This window comes from Hymenobacter citatus, assembly GCF_014333615.1.
Classification (GTDB): Bacteria; Bacteroidota; Bacteroidia; order Cytophagales; family Hymenobacteraceae; genus Hymenobacter; species Hymenobacter citatus.
In genome coordinates, this window is sequence record NZ_JACSCY010000001.1 from 256582 (window position 1) to 274494 (window position 17913).

14 protein-coding genes are annotated in these 17913 nt (G+C 58.1%); 11 read left to right on the top strand and 3 right to left on the bottom strand.

Going from position 1 to position 17913, the window contains the following annotated elements:
* Positions 1-14 precede the first annotated feature (14 nt).
* The 4 genes from H8B15_RS01010 to H8B15_RS01025 all read left to right on the top strand — a co-directional run bounded on the left by H8B15_RS01010 (position 15) and on the right by H8B15_RS01025 (position 4730).
* Positions 15-557 (top strand): heme NO-binding domain-containing protein, encoded by a 543-nt coding sequence (locus tag H8B15_RS01010; RefSeq protein ID WP_187317788.1) that lies wholly within the window; start codon positions 15-17, stop codon positions 555-557.
* Between the two features lie 60 nt (positions 558-617).
* The gene (locus tag H8B15_RS01015; protein ID WP_187317789.1) at positions 618-1517 is read left to right on the top strand and encodes a hypothetical protein; all 900 of its coding nucleotides are present in this window, start codon (positions 618-620) and stop codon (positions 1515-1517) included.
* A gap of 288 nt (positions 1518-1805) precedes the next feature.
* Complete coding sequence (locus H8B15_RS01020) at positions 1806-2864, top strand: LacI family DNA-binding transcriptional regulator (protein ID WP_187317790.1); 1059 nt, start codon at positions 1806-1808, stop codon at positions 2862-2864.
* A 618-nt stretch (positions 2865-3482) separates the two neighbouring features.
* The gene (locus tag H8B15_RS01025; protein WP_187317791.1) at positions 3483-4730 is read left to right on the top strand and encodes a tol-pal system protein YbgF; all 1248 of its coding nucleotides are present in this window, start codon (positions 3483-3485) and stop codon (positions 4728-4730) included.
* 152 nt (positions 4731-4882) lie between these two features.
* On the opposite strand, the gene H8B15_RS01030 is transcribed toward H8B15_RS01025, so the two are convergent.
* A complete protein-coding gene (locus H8B15_RS01030; protein WP_187317792.1) occupies positions 4883-5113 on the bottom strand; it encodes a hypothetical protein in 231 nt (76 codons plus the stop codon).
* A gap of 187 nt (positions 5114-5300) precedes the next feature.
* Here H8B15_RS01030 and H8B15_RS01035 point away from each other — a divergent pair, with 187 nt between their 5' ends.
* Both H8B15_RS01035 and H8B15_RS01040 read left to right on the top strand, forming a co-directional pair.
* Positions 5301-5678, top strand: a complete 378-nt coding sequence (locus H8B15_RS01035) for a hypothetical protein (protein WP_187317793.1) — start codon at positions 5301-5303, stop codon at positions 5676-5678.
* Between the two features lie 457 nt (positions 5679-6135).
* The gene (locus tag H8B15_RS01040) at positions 6136-6582 is read left to right on the top strand and encodes a carboxypeptidase-like regulatory domain-containing protein (RefSeq protein ID WP_187317794.1); all 447 of its coding nucleotides are present in this window, start codon (positions 6136-6138) and stop codon (positions 6580-6582) included.
* 81 nt (positions 6583-6663) lie between these two features.
* On the opposite strand, the gene H8B15_RS01045 is transcribed toward H8B15_RS01040, so the two are convergent.
* Positions 6664-8136: an APC family permease gene (locus tag H8B15_RS01045; RefSeq protein ID WP_187317795.1), complete on the bottom strand. Its 1473-nt coding sequence runs from the start codon at positions 8134-8136 to the stop codon at positions 6664-6666.
* A 130-nt stretch (positions 8137-8266) separates the two neighbouring features.
* On the opposite strand from H8B15_RS01045, the gene H8B15_RS01050 reads away from it, so the two are divergent.
* Positions 8267-11002 carry a hypothetical protein gene (locus H8B15_RS01050; protein ID WP_187317796.1) on the top strand — a complete coding sequence of 912 codons (2736 nt, stop codon included), beginning with the start codon at positions 8267-8269 and terminating at the stop codon, positions 11000-11002.
* Between the two features lie 187 nt (positions 11003-11189).
* Here the strand turns inward: H8B15_RS01050 and corA are convergent, their stop codons facing one another.
* Positions 11190-12401 (bottom strand): magnesium/cobalt transporter CorA, encoded by a 1212-nt coding sequence (gene corA / locus H8B15_RS01055; protein WP_187317797.1) that lies wholly within the window; start codon positions 12399-12401, stop codon positions 11190-11192.
* Between the two features lie 234 nt (positions 12402-12635).
* On the opposite strand from corA, the gene H8B15_RS01060 reads away from it, so the two are divergent.
* The 4 genes from H8B15_RS01060 to H8B15_RS01075 all read left to right on the top strand — a co-directional run bounded on the left by H8B15_RS01060 (position 12636) and on the right by H8B15_RS01075 (position 17900).
* Positions 12636-13886 (top strand): efflux RND transporter periplasmic adaptor subunit, encoded by a 1251-nt coding sequence (locus H8B15_RS01060; RefSeq protein WP_187317798.1) that lies wholly within the window; start codon positions 12636-12638, stop codon positions 13884-13886.
* A 94-nt stretch (positions 13887-13980) separates the two neighbouring features.
* Positions 13981-15480, top strand: a complete 1500-nt coding sequence (locus tag H8B15_RS01065) for a TolC family protein (protein WP_187317799.1) — start codon at positions 13981-13983, stop codon at positions 15478-15480.
* A gap of 339 nt (positions 15481-15819) precedes the next feature.
* Positions 15820-16548 carry an ABC transporter ATP-binding protein gene (locus H8B15_RS01070; protein ID WP_187317800.1) on the top strand — a complete coding sequence of 243 codons (729 nt, stop codon included), beginning with the start codon at positions 15820-15822 and terminating at the stop codon, positions 16546-16548.
* A gap of 101 nt (positions 16549-16649) precedes the next feature.
* On the top strand, positions 16650-17900 hold the full coding sequence (locus H8B15_RS01075; RefSeq protein ID WP_187317801.1) for an ABC transporter permease: 1251 nt from the start codon (positions 16650-16652) through the stop codon (positions 17898-17900).
* The last annotated feature ends 13 nt before the right edge of the window (positions 17901-17913 follow it).

Sequence of the window (17913 nt, forward strand, 5' to 3'; positions counted from 1 at the left end):
TTCGCCTTTATTCCGTGCACGGAACCATCTTTTCGCTGCTGAAACGCTATGTGCAGACGCAGTATGACCATAGTACCTGGGTGCGTCTGATAGAGCGCTCTGGTCTTACAGAGGTCGACTTCGACCACCGCAACGTGTACCCCGACGAGCACATGTATACTCTGGTATGGCAGGCGGCCCAAATGGCTGGAGTTTCGGCAGATGAGTTGCACGAAAGATTTGGTGAGTACTTGGTGCCAGACTTGCTGTATATGTACCAAAAGTATATTCAGCCGGAGTGGCGGACGCTGGACATGCTGGAACACACCGAAATGGCCATGCACACGCGAGTACGCGCCGCGCATGCAGGCAACAGGCCACCTGTGCTCGACGTGCGACGCGTCGCTCCTGATGAGGTATTTATCGAGTATGTATCGCCCCGGCGCATGGGGGCGCTGGCGGTAGGCATCGTGCGCGGGCTGGCGCGCTATTTCGATGAGGAAGATCGTATTGTAGTAGAACCGCTTACCAGCGAGAATGGCGAGCGGGTACAAATGCGGGTGCGCCTGCTTGCTTAGTAAAGTAGTGAACAAACGCGCATGTAGAGGTGGTAGCAAGAGCTAACGCGCACATTGCTTATGAGTAGAACAGTGCACTGGAAAGGGATAATGACTTGCATTGGCGCCTCGTTGCTGCTGGCTGGCTGCTCCTCAGCCCCCGCCGACTCCAACGAGGAGAGAGGCGAGCCCGCGCAGACCCTGCGGCGGCAACACTTTGACGCATATTTTGATAGTGACTGGGCCATGCGCCCGCTGTGGGAAGATGGCCGCGCCGAAGTAGCGCGCTACGACGCCCAACGAGTCGTCAACGGCGAAGTGCTATCCTATGAGCTGACGCAGGTGACACAGCTGGAAGAGTTCAACCAGCAGTTCGACGTACGGACGGATAGCCTCCAGCGCAACGATATTTTTCCGGTGATGCACATCAGCCAGTTTGGCTCGCTGCCCACTGATACGCCGCCGTTTCATTTTCTGACTACCCTATTCTTTCGGCGCGACCGGCCCACGGTGTTGCACAAGCTCACCACTACCCTGCAAGAGCCCGCCGGCAATACGTTTAAGGCGTTTGTGGATGATGACTTGCAGTACGTAGAAACCTACAACTCTTATCAGGATGGTCAAGGTGCCGGTTGGCGCCTGTTGCGCCACGAGGTACTGTTTGAGGATGCCTTAAGCTACTGCCTGCGTAGCCTGAAATTTGCTAACCGACCCTCGTTTGATGCAACCATTGCTGGGCAGCAGCAAACCAGTAGCGCCGCGCCGCCGATTCTCTACCAGGCTCACGTGACGGTAGCCGACCAGGTGGCCACCGATACCCTGGCCGCCAGCTGGCGCGTGACTATAGACCTCAATTCGCAAAGAAAAAACGTGTATTGGTTTGCCCACGACTACCCGCATTTGTTGTTGCGCCAGACTACGTGGAACGGCCGCCTGCGCCGATTGAAATCCGTAGCCCGTGTGCCGTACGGTGCGCAGTAGGGTAGGCCCCCTCAAACAAGCAGCAACGTTGCCCGGTTAGTCTGGTGCAACTGGTCTTCCATTTCAGGAGGTGTGCTACCAACGACGTAGCTGTTTTCGGAGTAATACCGAAAAAAATTAAATAAGAAATAACCTACTGACGTTGCTTGCATTTGCATTTATGCCGGTAATTTGCTGATTAAGCCAGTAAGTAGTCAGTGATGGGTGCCCTTGGATGGGTGCCTGCATGGCTGGCACTGGCTTCTTTTCTGAACAACGAGCGGAAATAGGTATGCGGGTATCCTCCGTATGCTTACCTTACCGCATACGCATCACGCCGTGGCACAAAAACTCAACAAACGCGCTTCCATCACGGATCTGGCAAAGATCCTGAATCTGTCGCCTTCTACCATCTCACGGGCACTCAACGGCCACGCCGACATCAGCGAGGCAACGAAACAGCGCGTATGGGAAGTAGCCAAGGAACTGAACTACCAGCCCAACCACCTTGCTGCGGCCCTGCGCCGGGGCCGCAGCAACATGCTGGGTGTGATAGTGCCCCATATCAACGGGCATTTTTTTCCGTCGATTATGCACGGCATCGAAACGGTAGCCAGCAAGGCAGGCTTCAACGTGATGATCTGCCAGTCGAACGAGGACGTGCAGCGCGAAAAGAACAATATCGACGCGCTGCTGAATGCGCAGGTAGAAGGCATTTTGGTGTCGTTGGCCCGCACCACGCACGATTTTCAGCACTTTGAGAAAGTGCGCCAGCAGAACATTCCGCTGGTATTCTTCGACCGGATGCCGGAGGTGTCTAACGTGAGCGGCGTGGTCCTCGACGACCACCAAGGCGCCTATATGGCCGTGCGTCATCTGCTGGAGCAGGGTTGCCGCCGCATTGCCCACTTTGCCGGCCCGCAGCACCTGAACATTTACAGCAACCGGCACAAAGGCTACCTCAACGCCTTACAAGCGTTTGGCCTACCCCACGACGAGCAGCTGATGCACTTCTTACCCAAACTGCAGCAGAATGCCGGCGAGCAGGCTATGCGGGAGCTGCTGCAACTGCCCGAGCCACCCGACGCTATCTTCGGCTCTGGTGATATTCCTGTGGCCGGCGCGCTGGAAGTGCTGCACGCTCAAGGCATTCGGGTGCCTCAGGATATTGCCCTTGCCGGCTTCAGCAATGAGCCCTTCACTACCCTCACCACGCCCAAGCTGACCTCGGTAGACCAGCGCGGCGAGCAGATGGGCCATTCGGCCGTGCAGCTGTTTCTGCAAATGCTCAAGCGTAGCGACAATTTTGCGCCTCACCGCGTGGTACTAAAGCCGCAGCTACACATCCGCGAGTCATCGATGCGGTAGTCTGATAAGTTTACTAGCACACGCCCCGGTAGCATGGCCCTACGGCTGTATTACCGGGGCGTACTGCATCTGGTGTAGGGGGGCGATGGTTTTACGATCAACTTGCCTTTCCATGGCGCTGTGACTATCGTGTCTGTCGGTCAGGCCATCGGCCGAGGTAGGGCACATTCCACAGGGGCGAGTAGTAGAGTAGTTCTACAAAATCCTAGTTGCCTTTTGTAAAACTGCCTAGCTGAAAATTTAGTATATAAAGAGGAGAGGCCCAAAAGGCTTCTCCTTTTTGTATTAGGAGTGTTTTTTTGAGAATCACAGTATATAAACAAGAATATACTTCACCTATAAGTATAGCCTTATCATGTAAAAGTGCAGTTTAATTGTTGTTAAAAGATGGTTTTATCTATATTGAAACGTTTCAATATGATTGAAGTGCAAAAACAGCATTAATATTGCTGAGCGAAAGTTGTTGTATCATGTATGTAGGTGAATGCAGCTAACTATTGATGGTAGTACACGGCTGATAGCATCACTTTTTATATAAAATGAAATGACTATTGGCCACGCAAGTAGCCAACAGCCAACGGTACTATTGGTTGCCACGCCCGCCCCAACCATTCGTGTATGAGCAAAACGTTTTACTCCTTTCTATTACTTCTGCTACTACCTCTGCTGCTACACGCACAGCAGCAGCCAGATACGACCAGTCGGCAAGAGGCACCCATCCGTAACATTGACATCGAGAATGTAGACATATTGCCCAGCGCGGTGGACATCGATGGGTGGCTGCTGCTGGACAAGGACATTCAGACGGAGCTGGATGGGGCTATGCACAACCTCTACAATTTCAAATACGACAAGGCCGAGAAGCAGTTCCGGTCGTTGCGGCGGCGCTATCCCCAGCATCCCATGCCCTACTTCCTGATGGGCCTGACTACTTGGTGGAAGATTATGCCCAACATTGCGCAAACCAAGCAGTACGATAATCTGCTGTTTGCCTACATGGATACGGCCATCACCTACGCCACCCGCCTCTACGAAGCCGATAACAAAAACTACGAAGCCTGTTTTTTTCTGGCTGCCGCCTACGGGTTTGATGCCCGTTTGAACGGGGAGCGGCACAACTGGCGCCGCGTAACCGTGAGCAGCAAGCGCGCCCTCGATTACCTCGAAATTAGCAAGCAGGCCAACGACCTCAGCCCCGAGTTTCTGTGCGGCCAGGCCCTGATCAACTATTACTCGGTGTGGTTGTCTGAAACCTACAAGCTACTGAAACCGATACTGTTGTTCTTCCCAAAGGGCAACCAGCAACTAGGCATCGAGCAGTTGCGCATGGTAGCCAACAACGGCTTTTACGCCGCGCCGGAAGCTAAGTACTTTCTGATGAAAGTGCTGTCTGAGCAGAAAAATTCGGCCCAAGAAGCTTTAGCCGTTGCCCAGCAATTGCACCAAACCTATCCTGATAATGCCTACTTCGAGCGACTGTACGCCATGCTGTGTTTCAATGAGGGCGAATTTTGGGAGTGCGAGAAAATCAGCAAGGATATTCTGGATAAGCTAAACCGGGGCCTACCCGGCTACGAGGGTACCAGCGGCCGCTACGCTACCTACTTTATGGGCTGGATTATGCAGAACAAAGTGCGTAATCTGGCCAAGGCGAAAGAATACTATCAGCGCTGCATCGTGTTTGCCGAAAGCACCAGCGAAACCCAAAGCGGCTTCTATCTCTACGCCAACCTAAACCTAGCACACCTAGCAAACGGCGAAAAAGATGTGCGCCGCGCCAAGCAGTATTATGCCGTGGTAGCGGAACGCGCCGAGCGCAAATCGGATATGTGCCGTGAGGCCCAAATCTACCTGAAGAACAATTAGAGCATGTGAGGGTGCTAGGGCAACCAAGCACCCAAGGTAAGGTGCAGGATCGGCGCACAAGCGAAGACGAGTTCTTCGCTTGTGCGCCGATCCTGCACCTTACTACGATTAATAGCAATTCACAATTTCACTACTCACAATTTCACCATTTATTAGTGGTGATGATGGCCGTGGCCCGCATCGGGCTTTCCGAAGAGGTTACGCAGCGTACCTATTATATATAAGGCCGCCCAGCACACGTAGAGCCAATTGAAGCCCTGCACTGTGTGATGAAACACAAAATGTAGCAGCAAGTGCGCCCCACCACTCATGATAAGACCCGTAAGGGCAATGAACTGGTAGCTGTTGAGGGCGCTGGGGTGGTAGAGTTTAGAGAAATCCACGGGTAGGAGAGAGCTAAGGGTAAGCAGAAGGATGCTACCGGCTGAAAGAGCGAGCAAAAATCCGAAAACATTCTCAGTACGCAGGTTTATCTGTTGCGGCCAGGTTGCAAGGAGGCTGTATCCCAACTATGCCCGCCTAGGTACGTATTGCTAAAGAGTATTTTTCCACGCAATTCATCCCTAGCATATGGCCACAGATAAAGACGGTAGCATCACCGATCAGGAAAACATCATTCCGAAAAACGAGCAGCTCGAAAACGAAAAAGAGTTTGACGAAAGCCAAAGCAACGGCAAAGAGATGAGCGACCCTTCGGCAGCTCGTTATACTGGTGCTAATGGCTACAAACAGCGCAGCAACCAGAAAGACCAGCTCGAAAACCTGCACATTGGCGGCGACGAAACTCACCCACAAGGCGGCAACGAGCACCACGCAGAGGGCGAAACGGCCCAGGGCCCTGGTTTCACCAAAGAAGGTAGCTACGAAATGGGTAACAGCATTCGCACGCAGGACCAGGACTTTGGCGAAGATTCGCCCAGCGGCCCTGCGCGTCCTGCGCACGACTAATGTTTTCGTTTCTGCGATTACAGCGTTTGATAAGAATCCCGCACGGCAACGTGCGGGATTCTTGCTTTACAAGGGAAGCTAACTGCTCTTATAATGTGGCATTGCCAAGGTAACGACCGTGGCTGATGTAATGGTGCATACACAGACGTTATCAGTAAAGCCCTGTTTTTATACACAAATAGTCTGAGTGGTAGAATAGTATACTGGAACCCATTTTGAATTTAGAAATGCAGCCTTGTATTGAATATAGAGTGTTTAGTGAAAGTGTGCTGATTCATTATTAGAATAATTTTAGTCAATATTGGAATAAAAATTTTTAAAGTGATATGGATTTATAATAATAGTGCAATATATTTGTATGCCTGATCGGGAGATTGGTAAAGTTTAAGAAGTTGAACTTTACCTATTATGCAACCGGGCGATACTGTTATTGAGAGCATTATCAAGTCATTACCAGATGAAGTCACTGCTACCCACGCTCGTTCTTGTTCTGATGCTGCTTGTAGTACGCGTGAGTGGCTACGCTCAAGGACATGCAGATGACGCTTTGCTAGCTAGCACTACCGTTGCGGGAACTGTAGAGGAGGATGAAAAAGAGGTAGAGGCGCCCCGTGTAACAACAACTGCTAGCGCCCGCGTGCCAATGATGACGATACAGGGACGCGTGATTGATGTGGACAAAGACCCACTGGTGGGAGCTACCATTCTGGTGCAGGGCACCCGCCTAATGGCTATTACCGACGCCGACGGCTGCTATAAGCTCACGGTTCCGGTAGGTAGCTACACGCTCCGTTGCGGCTCTGCGGGCTACTACGACGATGAAGTATCCGCCCGCCCGACAGCTACCAACCAAACCGTGGTACTGAAATACCGGCCGGATGCTTTCAAGCGCATCAAACGGTAATAGAATATCCCTTAACAACAACGCCCCGTCAGTGCTGACGGGGCGTTGTTGTTGGAGGGCGGACGGCCATGCAGCCGCCGCTTACTGGTCTTCGGGTAGGGGTTTGTTGAACCGCCGACCCAGTAGAAAATACACCGGCACGCCCAGGGCCAGCAGCAGCAGCCCGCGCTGCGAGAAAGTAGCCGTGGCGGGGCTGAACAGCAGAATGGCGCAGAAGGCCGAGGCCAGCACAATGTAGAACAACGGCACCAGCGGGTAGCCAAAGGCCCTGTAGGGCCGGGAAGCGTTGGGGCGGGTGCGACGCAGCACAAAGATGCCAATGATGGTGATGACGTAGAACAAAATCACCGAGAACATCACATAGTTAAGCAGCTCGCCGTAGGAGCCCGTGAGGCAGAGTAGGCACGCCCAAGCGCATTGGGTCCAGAGGGCCACGCCAGGCACGCCGGCACGGTTGAGGCGGGCTAGGGGCGGGAAAAACAGGCCGTCTTTGGCCATGGCGTAGTAGGCGCGGGCGCCGCTGAGGATGATGCCGTTGTTGGCCCCGAAGGTGCTGATCATGATGAGCACGGCCATGACATAGGCGCCGGTGCGGCCCAGCATGCTTTCGGCCACGGCGGTGGCTACCCGGTCGTTGGTGGCGTACATAATGCCGCGCCCTACCACATCGGTGGCGGCGGCGGTGGGGTTGCCGGGGATGGGTAGCACCAGCAGATACACCACGTTGATGAGCAGGTAGAGCGCCGTGACGATGGCCGTGCCGATAGCCATGCTGAGCACAATGGTGCGCTCGGGCCGCACAATCTCATCGCCCGAAAACCCGATGTTGTTCCAGCAGTCGGAGCTGAACAGGGAGCCGGTCATGGCTAGGCCGATGGCGCCTACCAGGCCCCAGGTATCCAGGGGGGTAGCCTGGCCCAGGTCGTCGAAGCTGGCTGCCTGCCACATATTGGTGAAGTTGAGTTCGACGGCTTCGTGGTTGATACCCAAGATTAGGCCGAACAAGATGAGCAGGGCCAGGGCTATCAGCTTGGTGCTGCCGAACACGTTGGAAATCAGCTTGCCGCTGCGCACGCCGTTGGCGTTGATCCAAGTGAGGGCCACAATCATCAGAATAGCCAGCAGCTGCACCGTGGTAAAGGCCAGCGGCCCAACGTTGAATAGCACATGCTGCTCGCTGAACCACGGCACCAGTACGCCCGTGAAGCGGGCAAAGGCCACACCCACAGCCGCAATAACGCCGGTTTGGATGACCGTAAACAGCGACCAGCCATAAAGAAACGCCACCAGCTTGTTGTAGGCCTCGCGCAGGTACACGTACTGCCCGCCTACCTTCGGGAACATGGCCGATAGCTCGCCATAGCTCACGGCCCCGGCCAGCGTGATAAGGCCCGTGATAACCCAGACCACCAGCAGCCAGCCCGCCGAGCCCACCTGCCGGGCAATGCTGGTGGAAACGATGAAGATACCGGAGCCAATCATGCCGCCGGTCACAATCATGACGGCATCAAACAGCGTAATGGCCCGCTGAAAGTGGCCTTGTTTTTCAGACATAAAGAGGGAGTAGGAGTGTGTTCAGAGGCGGAAGATAATTAGATTCTGTCGGGTAGCCAGCTAGCGAAACCAGCAACCTGCCGTCACAACTTTGTCGTGCCCAATCACGAATAGCTACTTTTGCGGTTGCATGTCGCACAAGCTACTCGTCTTTCTGGTAGGGCTGCTCCTGGTTTCGGCCCTGGGCTCCTATGTGTATTATCGCCATACCGTGGCGGCCGTGCCCGTAGACCCCTGGACGCTGGTACCCGACGACGCGGCGCTGGTGCTCACCACCGACGACCACCCCACACTGGTGCGCCACTTGCAGGAAAGCCAGCTCTGGGACAACCTCACGGCCGTGCGCTATTTCCAGCAGGTAGAGGACAACCTGACGCTGGCCGATAGCCTGGTGGGGGGGCGCGATGTGGTGCTGCGTTTCCTGGGCCGCAAACGGGTATTTACCTCTGTGCACGTCACGGCGCCGGGCACGTTTGATGTACTGTTTCAGGTGCCCGTAGCCACCGTGCGCGAGTACCGGCAGGTGCGGGCCCTAGAGGATGCCCTGCGCCGCGATGCGCGCTACCAGGTTAGCACGCGCACCTTTCACGACAACCAGCTGGTGACCATTGAGCAGCGTGGTAAAGGGGCCAGCCTCACCTACTTCAACTACCGTAATCAACTGCTGATTAGCGCCAACCCAGCGCTGATAGAAGCCGTGGTGCTGCGCCTGGAACACCCCGAGGCTCCCACGGTAGCCGCCGATTTTCAGAATACCGACTACCTGAACATGCCCGATACCGATGCTACCCTGCTGGTGAACTACCGGCGGTTGCCACAGTTACTGGGCGTGTTTTTCAGGTCGGAGCTGGAAGGCGACCTGACGGCCCTCACCAGCCTGAGCCGTAATGGTATGCTGGGAATCCGGTTGGCGGGTAATAAGTTGGTATTAAGCGGTTTCAGCAACCCCGAAACTGCCCGCGGCTCCTTACACCAGCGCCTCCGTGGTCAGCCAGTGCAACGCTTGCAAATGGCCGAGGTACTTTCGCTGCGCACGGCGCTGTTGGTGCATATGGGGGTAGGGCCGGCTGGCATTCTGCGCGAACCCCGCCCCGCCGCCACCGATTCGCTGAGTCAACTCACGCAGCCGCTGCTGGATAGCCTGGCGGGGCAGTTCTCGCGCGAGGTGGCCTTGTGCTACCTGGCAGCCCCGTCGGCGCGGGCAGTGCCGGGCAAGCTGGCGCTGGCCTACTGCGCTACCCCCGACCGCGCCGGTATTTTGCTGGGGCAACTGCGCCGAGCCACGGGCACTACGCCGTCGTTTGAGCGGGTAGGGCCGTACCAGCTGTATCAAACCGGTGTGCCCGAGTTGCCGGCTCGGTTGCTGGGGCCGCAGTTTGCCAATTTTGGGCAGCCCGTGGTAACGCAAGTAGGCAACTACGTGGCCTTTGGAACCGATGCGGCTACCCTGCGCACCTGGCTCACAGATATAGCCGCCCGGGAGGTGTGGAGCCGCTCGCCGGTGCAGGTAGCCTTTTTGCAGGAAACTGCTCCGCTGGCCCGCCTAAGTGTGCTGCTGGATGTGCGCAACGCCTGGAATTTACTGCTGCGCGCCGCCGTGGAAGACCGTCGGGCGGGCCTGCTGCGCAATGAAAACCTGTTCAAGCGCTTTCCCCAGATGGCTTTTCAGTGGGTGCCCGCTACCAACGAAAACGACACGACCGCGCAGTACTTCACGCAGTTTCTATTGCGCCATCCGGCTATTGGGCCGGCCGTGGCGCAGGCGCAGGGCGCCAACGGCAACGACGCCGTGCTGACCTTCAAAACCGCCCTGACCTCGGGACCGGCCCTGGTGTCCGTGGCCGGAACCCGTAACGCCGGCGTACTGGTGCAGGACGCGGCCCAGGTGTTGCACTACGTGACACCCGAAAACATAGTGGCTTGGTCCGACTCGCTGCCGGGGCCGCTGGTGCAGCCTATTCAGCGGCTGCGGCGCGACGGCAACAATCAGCACCTGCTGCTAACGCCTACCCAATTGCACTTGCTGAACGAACGTGGGGCAGAAGTGCCTAATTTTCCCTTCAACCTACCCGATACGGTGCGGGCTACGGGGCTAGTAGCCTCGCCTACAGCAGGCAATGCCGCCACGCGCCTGCTAGTGCTGGGGGGCGGCAACAATTTGTTTCTGTACGATACCAATGGTCAGCCCTACGCCGGCTGGCAACCCAAGCGCGTGGAGTTCAGCCTGGCCGGCGAGCCGCAGTACCTGAGCGTAAACGGCCGCGACATCATCGTGGTGCCACTGGAAAACGGCTACGTGTACGCCTACGATGCCCAGGGCGGACTCTACCCCGGCTTCCCCATTAGCCTGGGGGCGCGGCTGCAAAGCGGGGTGCTGGTAGAACGCGGCCCTACCCTGCGCCGCACTCGCCTCACCATGGTAACCCAGCACGGCGAGCGGGTGACGTTTGCGCTCAGCGGCGAGATTGTGAGCCGAGGCCGGGTAGCTACCTGGAGCCGCAACTCCGTTTTCCGCCTAATCCCGGATCAAAACAACACCTCCTACGTGGTGGTGCGGGAAGACGACCACGGCCAGCTTGCGGTGTTTAGCCCTGCGGGCCAGCAACTGCTCAGTCGCCGTTTCCTCACCTCAGGCATCAAGCCGGTGCAGTATTTCAATTTCGGCGAGAAGCACCAGGTGGTCACGCTCACCGAACCCGGCCCCGGCAACGTGTATCTCTACGACGCAGAAGGCCGCCTCATCGGCGGCCGCCCCTTCGCCAGCAGCGCCCCCACCATTGCCCTCGATTACGACGCTACCCGCCGCGCCTACCAGCTCTACCGCGTAGCCGGCCCCGAGCTGCACCGCACGTTGGTACCGTGGTAAAAGGTGAAGTTGTGAAGTTGTGAGTTTGTGAAGTAGAAAAACGTCTGTCATCCTGAGCGCAGCGAAGGACCTTCTCACGCATGAACGACAAGCGTTACAACGACTCGTCCTAATGTGATAGGGTCCTTCGCTGTACTCAGGATGACAGACGTTTTTCTACTTCACAACTTCACCACTTCACCACTTACTACTTATCCGACAGCCAGCCTTTCCGGTAAAAATATACCAGTTGGCCGATGACAATGAGCAGGAGAACTACCAGCAGCACGGGGTAGCCGATGGGGCTGTAGAGTTCGGGCATGTTGAGGTAGTTGATGCGGCCGTTGGGGCCGTCGCGCTGGAAGTTCATACCGTAGAGGCCTACTACGAAGCTCAGGGGAATGAAAATGCTGCTGATGATGGTGAGTACTTTCATCACCTCGTTCATGCGGTTGCTCTGGTTCGACATGTATAGGTCTACCAGGCTGCTCACCGATTCGCGGTAGCTCTCGGCCAGGTCCATGGCCTGGATGGCGTGGTCGTAGCAGTCGCGGAAAAACACCTTCATTTCCTCGGGCACTACTTCGTCGGGCATGCGCAGTACCTCGGCAATTTTCTCGCGCTCGGGGTACACCAGGCGGCGGAAACGCACAATGTCCTTCTTCACCTGCAAGATGCGGCTGAGCAGGCGGCGCGAGGGTCGGTCGGCGAGGATGCGGTCTTCCAGCGTCTCAATGTAGTCGCCGATGGCGGCCATGGTGGGGTAGTAGTGGTCGAGGACCACGTCGGTGAGGGCGTAGGCAAGGTAGAGCGGGGGCCGTCGCCGGATGCTGCTGAAACCCGAGCGCAGGCGCTGCCGCACACTCTCGAGGCAGTCCTCATAGTCGTCCTGAAACGTGAGCACGTAGTTGGTGCCGGTGAAGATGGAAAGCTGGTCGTCGTCGATGTCGCGGGAGTCGGTAAACTCGGTCATGCGCGACACCAGGAACAGCCGGTTTTCGTCGAACAGCTCCACTTTGGCCCGTTGGTAGTCGCCCAGCACGTCTTCCATTTGCAGCGGGTGAATATCGAAATCGGCCATCAACTGCTCCATCAGGTGCAGGTTGCCATAGCCACGCACGTCTATCCAATGGCGCTGCTCGGGATGGGCCCGGAAATAGCGCATCAGCTCGTCGTAGGTATCATATTCCTCTTCCAGCATGTGCTGCTCGTCGTAGGAGTACAAAAACAGGCGCGGGCGCAGGGCGCGGGGCGAAATCACCAGCGTACCCGGCCGCTGCCCTACTACCTGGTCGCGGGCTTCGCGGGTAGCGTCGCGGTCCGAAATACCGCTGGCCTCCTCCAGGTCGTGGTCCTCGTCATCGGGGTGGGGTAGGGGCGGGGTAGGGACAGCAACGGGAGGGGCCGTGGTGGAATTCATAAAAGGTAAAAAAGAAATGCGTATCGCTAAAGTACGTAGCTGGGCGGGTAAAAGGTGAGTGGGTAGGGAACCGCTATTGGCAATGCCAGGAGCGAACAGCCTGTCCGTAAGCGGACAGTTTTTGTGCAGTGACCGAGGAAGTGTTATGGTTTAACTATTTGACATATAAATGATTGTGAATTTGGCGCGGCGCTTGGCAATGCATATGGGAAACCATCTTCTTCCCGTACAAAAATGGACAGAGCTATTTCGCCAACGGTACAACGCCGCCGCTACCTACGCCTGGGGCTGTGGCTAACCTTGGGGCTAGCAGCCGTAGGCGCGGCACTCGTGGCCTTTCGCACGGTGCTGCAACCCAGCATCCGTCGCCCCGAAATCCTGACCGCCACCGTGGATACCGGCCCCGTAGAGGCGTCGCTGACGGCCGCGGGCTTGGTCATTCCGGCCCGCGAGGCCGTGCTCACCAGCCCCATTGCCAGTACCGTGCGCCGCGTGGTGCGGCAGGTAGGGCAGCGCGTACAGCCGGGCCAGCCTATTCTGGAGCTGGATAAGGACCTGACCGCCACGGAGCTGGCCAAGCTGGAAGACGCCCAGCAGCAAAACCGCAATAAAGGCGACCAGCTGCGCCTCACGCTGGAGCGCGCCCTCAACGATTTGCAGTCCCAGGAGCAGGTGCAGCGCGCCAAGGTAGGCAGCCTGCAATCCACCCTGCGCGACGAGCAGTACCTACTAAAAATCGGCGGCGGCACCGCCGAAAGCGTGCGCCAAGCCGAGCTGAATCTAAAAGTAGCCCAGCTGGAGCTGCGCCGCCTACAAGAGCAGATCGGCAACCAGCGCCGCGCCAACGCCGCCGACGTGCGCGAGCTGGGCTATACCATGCAGATGCAGCAGCGCAGCATTGCGGAGCTGGCCGGTAAGCTCACCCAGGCCGACATCAGCAGCCCCCGGCCCGGCGTGCTGACCTGGGTGAATGAGGATCTGGGTAGCACCGTGCGCCAGGGCGACGTGCTGGCCCGCGTGGCCGACCTGAGCAGCTTCCGGGTGCGCGCCACCATTGCTGATACTTACGCCGGCCAGCTGAGCCCCGGCGGCGATGTAATAGTACGCCTCAACAACGACACCGACCTGCGCGGCACCATCGGCACCATCAGCCCCGCCGCCGACAAGGGCGTAGTGACCTTCTACGCCCAGCTGGCCCAGGACCACCACCCCGACCTGCGCCCCAACCTGCGCACCGACGTGTTTGTGGTGACCAAGGCCCACCCCAAGGCCGTGCGCGTGAAAAATGGCCCCTTCTACCAAGGCGGCCGCGAGCAGCCGGTATTTGTGGTGAAAGACGGCTGGGCCGAGCGCCGCACCGTGCGCTTCGGCGACAGCAACTTCGACTACGTGGAAGTGCTGAACGGCCTGCGCCCCGGCGAGCAAATCGTTCTCAGCGACATGAAAGACCACCAGGACACCCCGCGTCTGCGGCTAACGGAATAGGATGATGCAACGATTGACCCCACCCCCCAGCCCCCTCCCCAAAGGGGGAGGGGGAGCCAAACATCAGCAAACAGTAGCAAAAGTCCGCGCCACCATGGCTCCCCCTCTCCCGGAGGATGTCGCGCATGAAGCGAGTGTGGGGCCGGGGGGTGGGGTGCTCCACCTGCTGACATTGCTTCTCCTGTTATTCGTCTCCCTACCCCTACGCGCCCAAACTCTCACGCTGCCCGGCGTTATCAGCGCGGCGCTGAAGGAATCGGCGGTGGCGGGGCAGGCGGCTACCACCCGCGAAACCAGCTACTGGCAGTACCGCACCTACCAGTCGAACTACCGGCCGCAGCTGGCTTTGCAGGGCACGGTGCCCAACTTCAGCCGCGTGATTACGCCCGTGGTGCAGCCTGATGGTACCATTGAGTTTCAGGCGGTGCGCCAGAACTACTCTACCCTGGGCCTCACCCTGAGCCAGGCCATTGGCGTGACGGGCGGCTCGGTGTACGTCACCTCCGAGGCCCAGCGCTTCGACGATTTCAACCGCAGCACCCGCCTTTATAATAATCAGCCCTTTAGCCTGGGTCTGACGCAGCCGTTGGGACGCTACAATGCGCTGCGCTGGGCGCGTCGCATCGAGCCGCTGCGCTATCAGGAAGCCGGCCGGCAGTTTGTGGAGGAGCGCGAAGTCATTGCCCAGCGCATCACGGAGCTGTATTTTGATGTGCTGCTGCAACAGGTGAATGCCCGCGTGGCTACCCAAAATGCTCAGGCCAACGCCGAGCTGCTGCGACTGGGTAGGGAGCGGCAACAGCTGGGCCGCCTTTCCCAAAACGATTTGCTGCTGCTGGAGCTGAACCTGCTCCGCTCGCGCCAGGCCCTGGTGCAGGCCCGCCTTGATGCCCAGCAAGCCGCCGTGGGCCTGCAAAGCTACACCGGCCTGCGCGCCGATACGCTGCTGCTCGCGGTGCCCGACGTGGCCCCGCGCCCGGTAGTAGCGCCTACCCAAGCATTGGCTTACGCCCGGCAGTACCGCGCCGCACCGCTGGCTTTCCGGCGGCGCCTGCTGGAAGCCGAAAGCGCCGTAGCGCAAGCCCGCGGCACCACCGGCTTTCTGGCGACGCTCCAGGCCAACGTAGGCTATACAAACAGTGCACAGGACTTCTGGCGTACCTACCATCAACCCCAGCAGCAACAGCAAGTAAGCCTGGGGTTTGCGCTGCCGGTGGTGGACTGGGGTCGGCAACGCTCGGTGCGGAAAACGGCCGAGCTGAGTCGTCAGCAAGTGGCCCTAACGGTGGCCCAGGAAGAGCTGACTTTCGAGCAAAGCGTGACCACGCAGGCGGCCCAGCTCGGTGGCCTGCACGAGCAGCTAGCCCTAGCCGCCCAAGCCGACACCCTGGCCCAGCAGCGCTACGACATTGCCCAGGCAACCTACAAGGTAGGCCGCATCAGCCTCACCGACCTCAACATTGCCCTCGCCGAAAAAGACCAGGCCAAGCGCGCCTACATTGCCGCCCTGCGCGCCGCCTGGGTAGCCCACTACCGCCTGCGAGCCCTTACGCTGTACGATTTCGAGCAGGAGCAGCCGCTGGGGCAGGAGTAGGATGGAGATTGTCCACAACTCTTGTCATCCTGAGCGGAGCGAAGGACCTTCTCACGCCAGAACAACAAGCGTTTGGTAATAATCTTGCCGTGAGAAGGTCCCTCGCTCTGCTCAGGATGACAATCTAAAAAGGTAAGGCTATTACGGATGCTGGTTTGATGAATCCGAACAACGTGTTCGTTTGCGGACATATTTTAGCAAGCGCGTCTCACGGCAATTAATCGTAATTAGTTGATAAATAGATATTTGATTGAATGGCACATGGCTTGGCTATAGTTACTAGAAACCAGCGTTGCGCCGCATACAACCGGACACTTCTTCCACTTTCGCCTACCCCCTATGAACCAGTTTCCTACCCCTGCCACCCAGCCAGCCCCAGTGGTGGCCGCTGCCGAGGCCGTTATCCAGCTCACGGGCATCGAAAAGATATATCAGACCAAAACCATCGAAACGGTGGCCCTGAACCACGTGAACCTGTCGATTCAGCGCGGGGAGTTTGTGTCGGTGATGGGGCCGAGCGGGTGCGGCAAGTCTACCTTGCTCAGCATCATGGGGCTGCTGGATGAGCCCACCAGCGGCACCGTAGCCATCGACGGCCGCGCCGTGACCAGCTACTCCGACCGGGAGCTGGCCCACTTGCGCAACCACAAAATCGGCTTCGTGTTCCAGAGTTACCACCTCATCAACGACCTCTCGGTGCTCGACAACGTGGAGCTGCCCCTGCTCTACCGCAGTGGTGTGAGTGGCAAGGAGCGCCGCCAGCGCGCCTTGGCCGCCCTCGATACGGTGGGGCTGGGCGCCCGCACCCGGCACTTCCCCAGCCAGCTTTCGGGCGGGCAGCGCCAGCGCGTAGCCATTGCCCGCGCCTTGGCCGGCCGGCCCGAAATCATCCTCGCCGACGAGCCTACCGGCAACCTCGACTCGGTGATGGGCGAGGAAATTATGGACCTGCTGCTGACCCTGAACCGCCAGCAGGGCGCCACCATCGTGATGGTGACCCACGACGAGCAACAGGCCCTCAAAACCGAGCGCATCATCCGCTTTTTCGACGGCAGCCAGGTCAATTAAATGATGAGATGGTGAGTGGTGAAATGGTGAGTTTGAAGTTCAAGCCGCGCCGTTATTCCAGCAACTCACCATTTCACCACTCACCATCTCACCGCTTCTCTATGCTTCTCAACTACCTTAAAATAGCCTGGAAGGTCTTGCTTCGGCGCAAGTTCTTCACCTTCATCAGCTTGTTTGGCATCAGCTTTACGCTGATGATTTTGCTGGTGGTGTATGCCCTATTTGACCACGCCGTGGGGGCGCGGCGGCCTGAGCTCCACACTGATCGGCTACTATTCATCAACCGCATGATATTGCGGGGCGATGGGTCGATGAGCTCTTCCGGCGTAGGCTATTCGTTTTTGAAACAGCACGTCAGTACCTTACGCATGCCGGAGAAGGTGTCTATCAGCGAGGCTTACCCAATCAGTATAACACTTTACGTGGGGCAACAGGCTGTGAAAGCAGACCGCCGCTACACGGATGGCAACCTGTGGCAGGTATTGGACTTTGACTTTGTGGCCGGGCGGCCATACAGCGTGGCCGAAGTGCGCGACGCCGCGCACGTGGTGGTGCTCAACGAAACCATTGCCCGCCGTTGTTTCGGCACAGCCGCCGCGGCCGTAACGCAGGCCGTGCAGGTAGATGGCAAGCCCTACCGGGTAGTGGGCGTGGTGCGCGACGTGCCCACCGTACGGGAGCTAACCTACGCCGAATGCTGGCTACCCGTGACCACCACCATGGCCGACCTGCGCGACCCTAACTATCTGGGCGATTTTCAGGCAATTGTACTGGCCCGGCAGGCGGCCGACGTACCAGCCGTGCAGGAAGAGTACCAGCAGATGCTGCACCGCCTACCCATCCCCGACCCCAAACAATTTCAGGAAATACGCTCCTACGCCCGCACGCTGCTGGCGCACTACATGACCAACCACAACAACGACGCCGGCCAGGATGGCGACGCGGCGCATTTCTGGCGGCAGTGGATAGGTCTGGGGCTGTTGTTTATGCTGCTGCCCGCCCTCAACCTCATCAACATCAACGTGAGCCGCACCCTGGAGCGCGCCGCCGAAATAGGCGTGCGCAAGGCCTTCGGGGCCACGGCCCGGCGCTTGGTAGGGCAGTTTCTAATCGAAAATATGCTGTTGACGCTGCTGGGCGGCGTGCTGGGTCTGCTGCTGGCCGCCGCTGTGCTAGCCTTGATCAATAGCAGCCACTTCTTGCCCTACGCGGAGCTGGGGCTAAACGTCCGCGTGTTCGGGGTAGGCCTGCTGCTGGCCCTGGTTTTTGGGTTGTTGTCGGGCGCTTACCCGGCTTATAAGATGTCGAAACTGCCTGCCAATCAGGCTTTAAAAGGAGGAGCTGCCGTATGATACGCCATTTGTT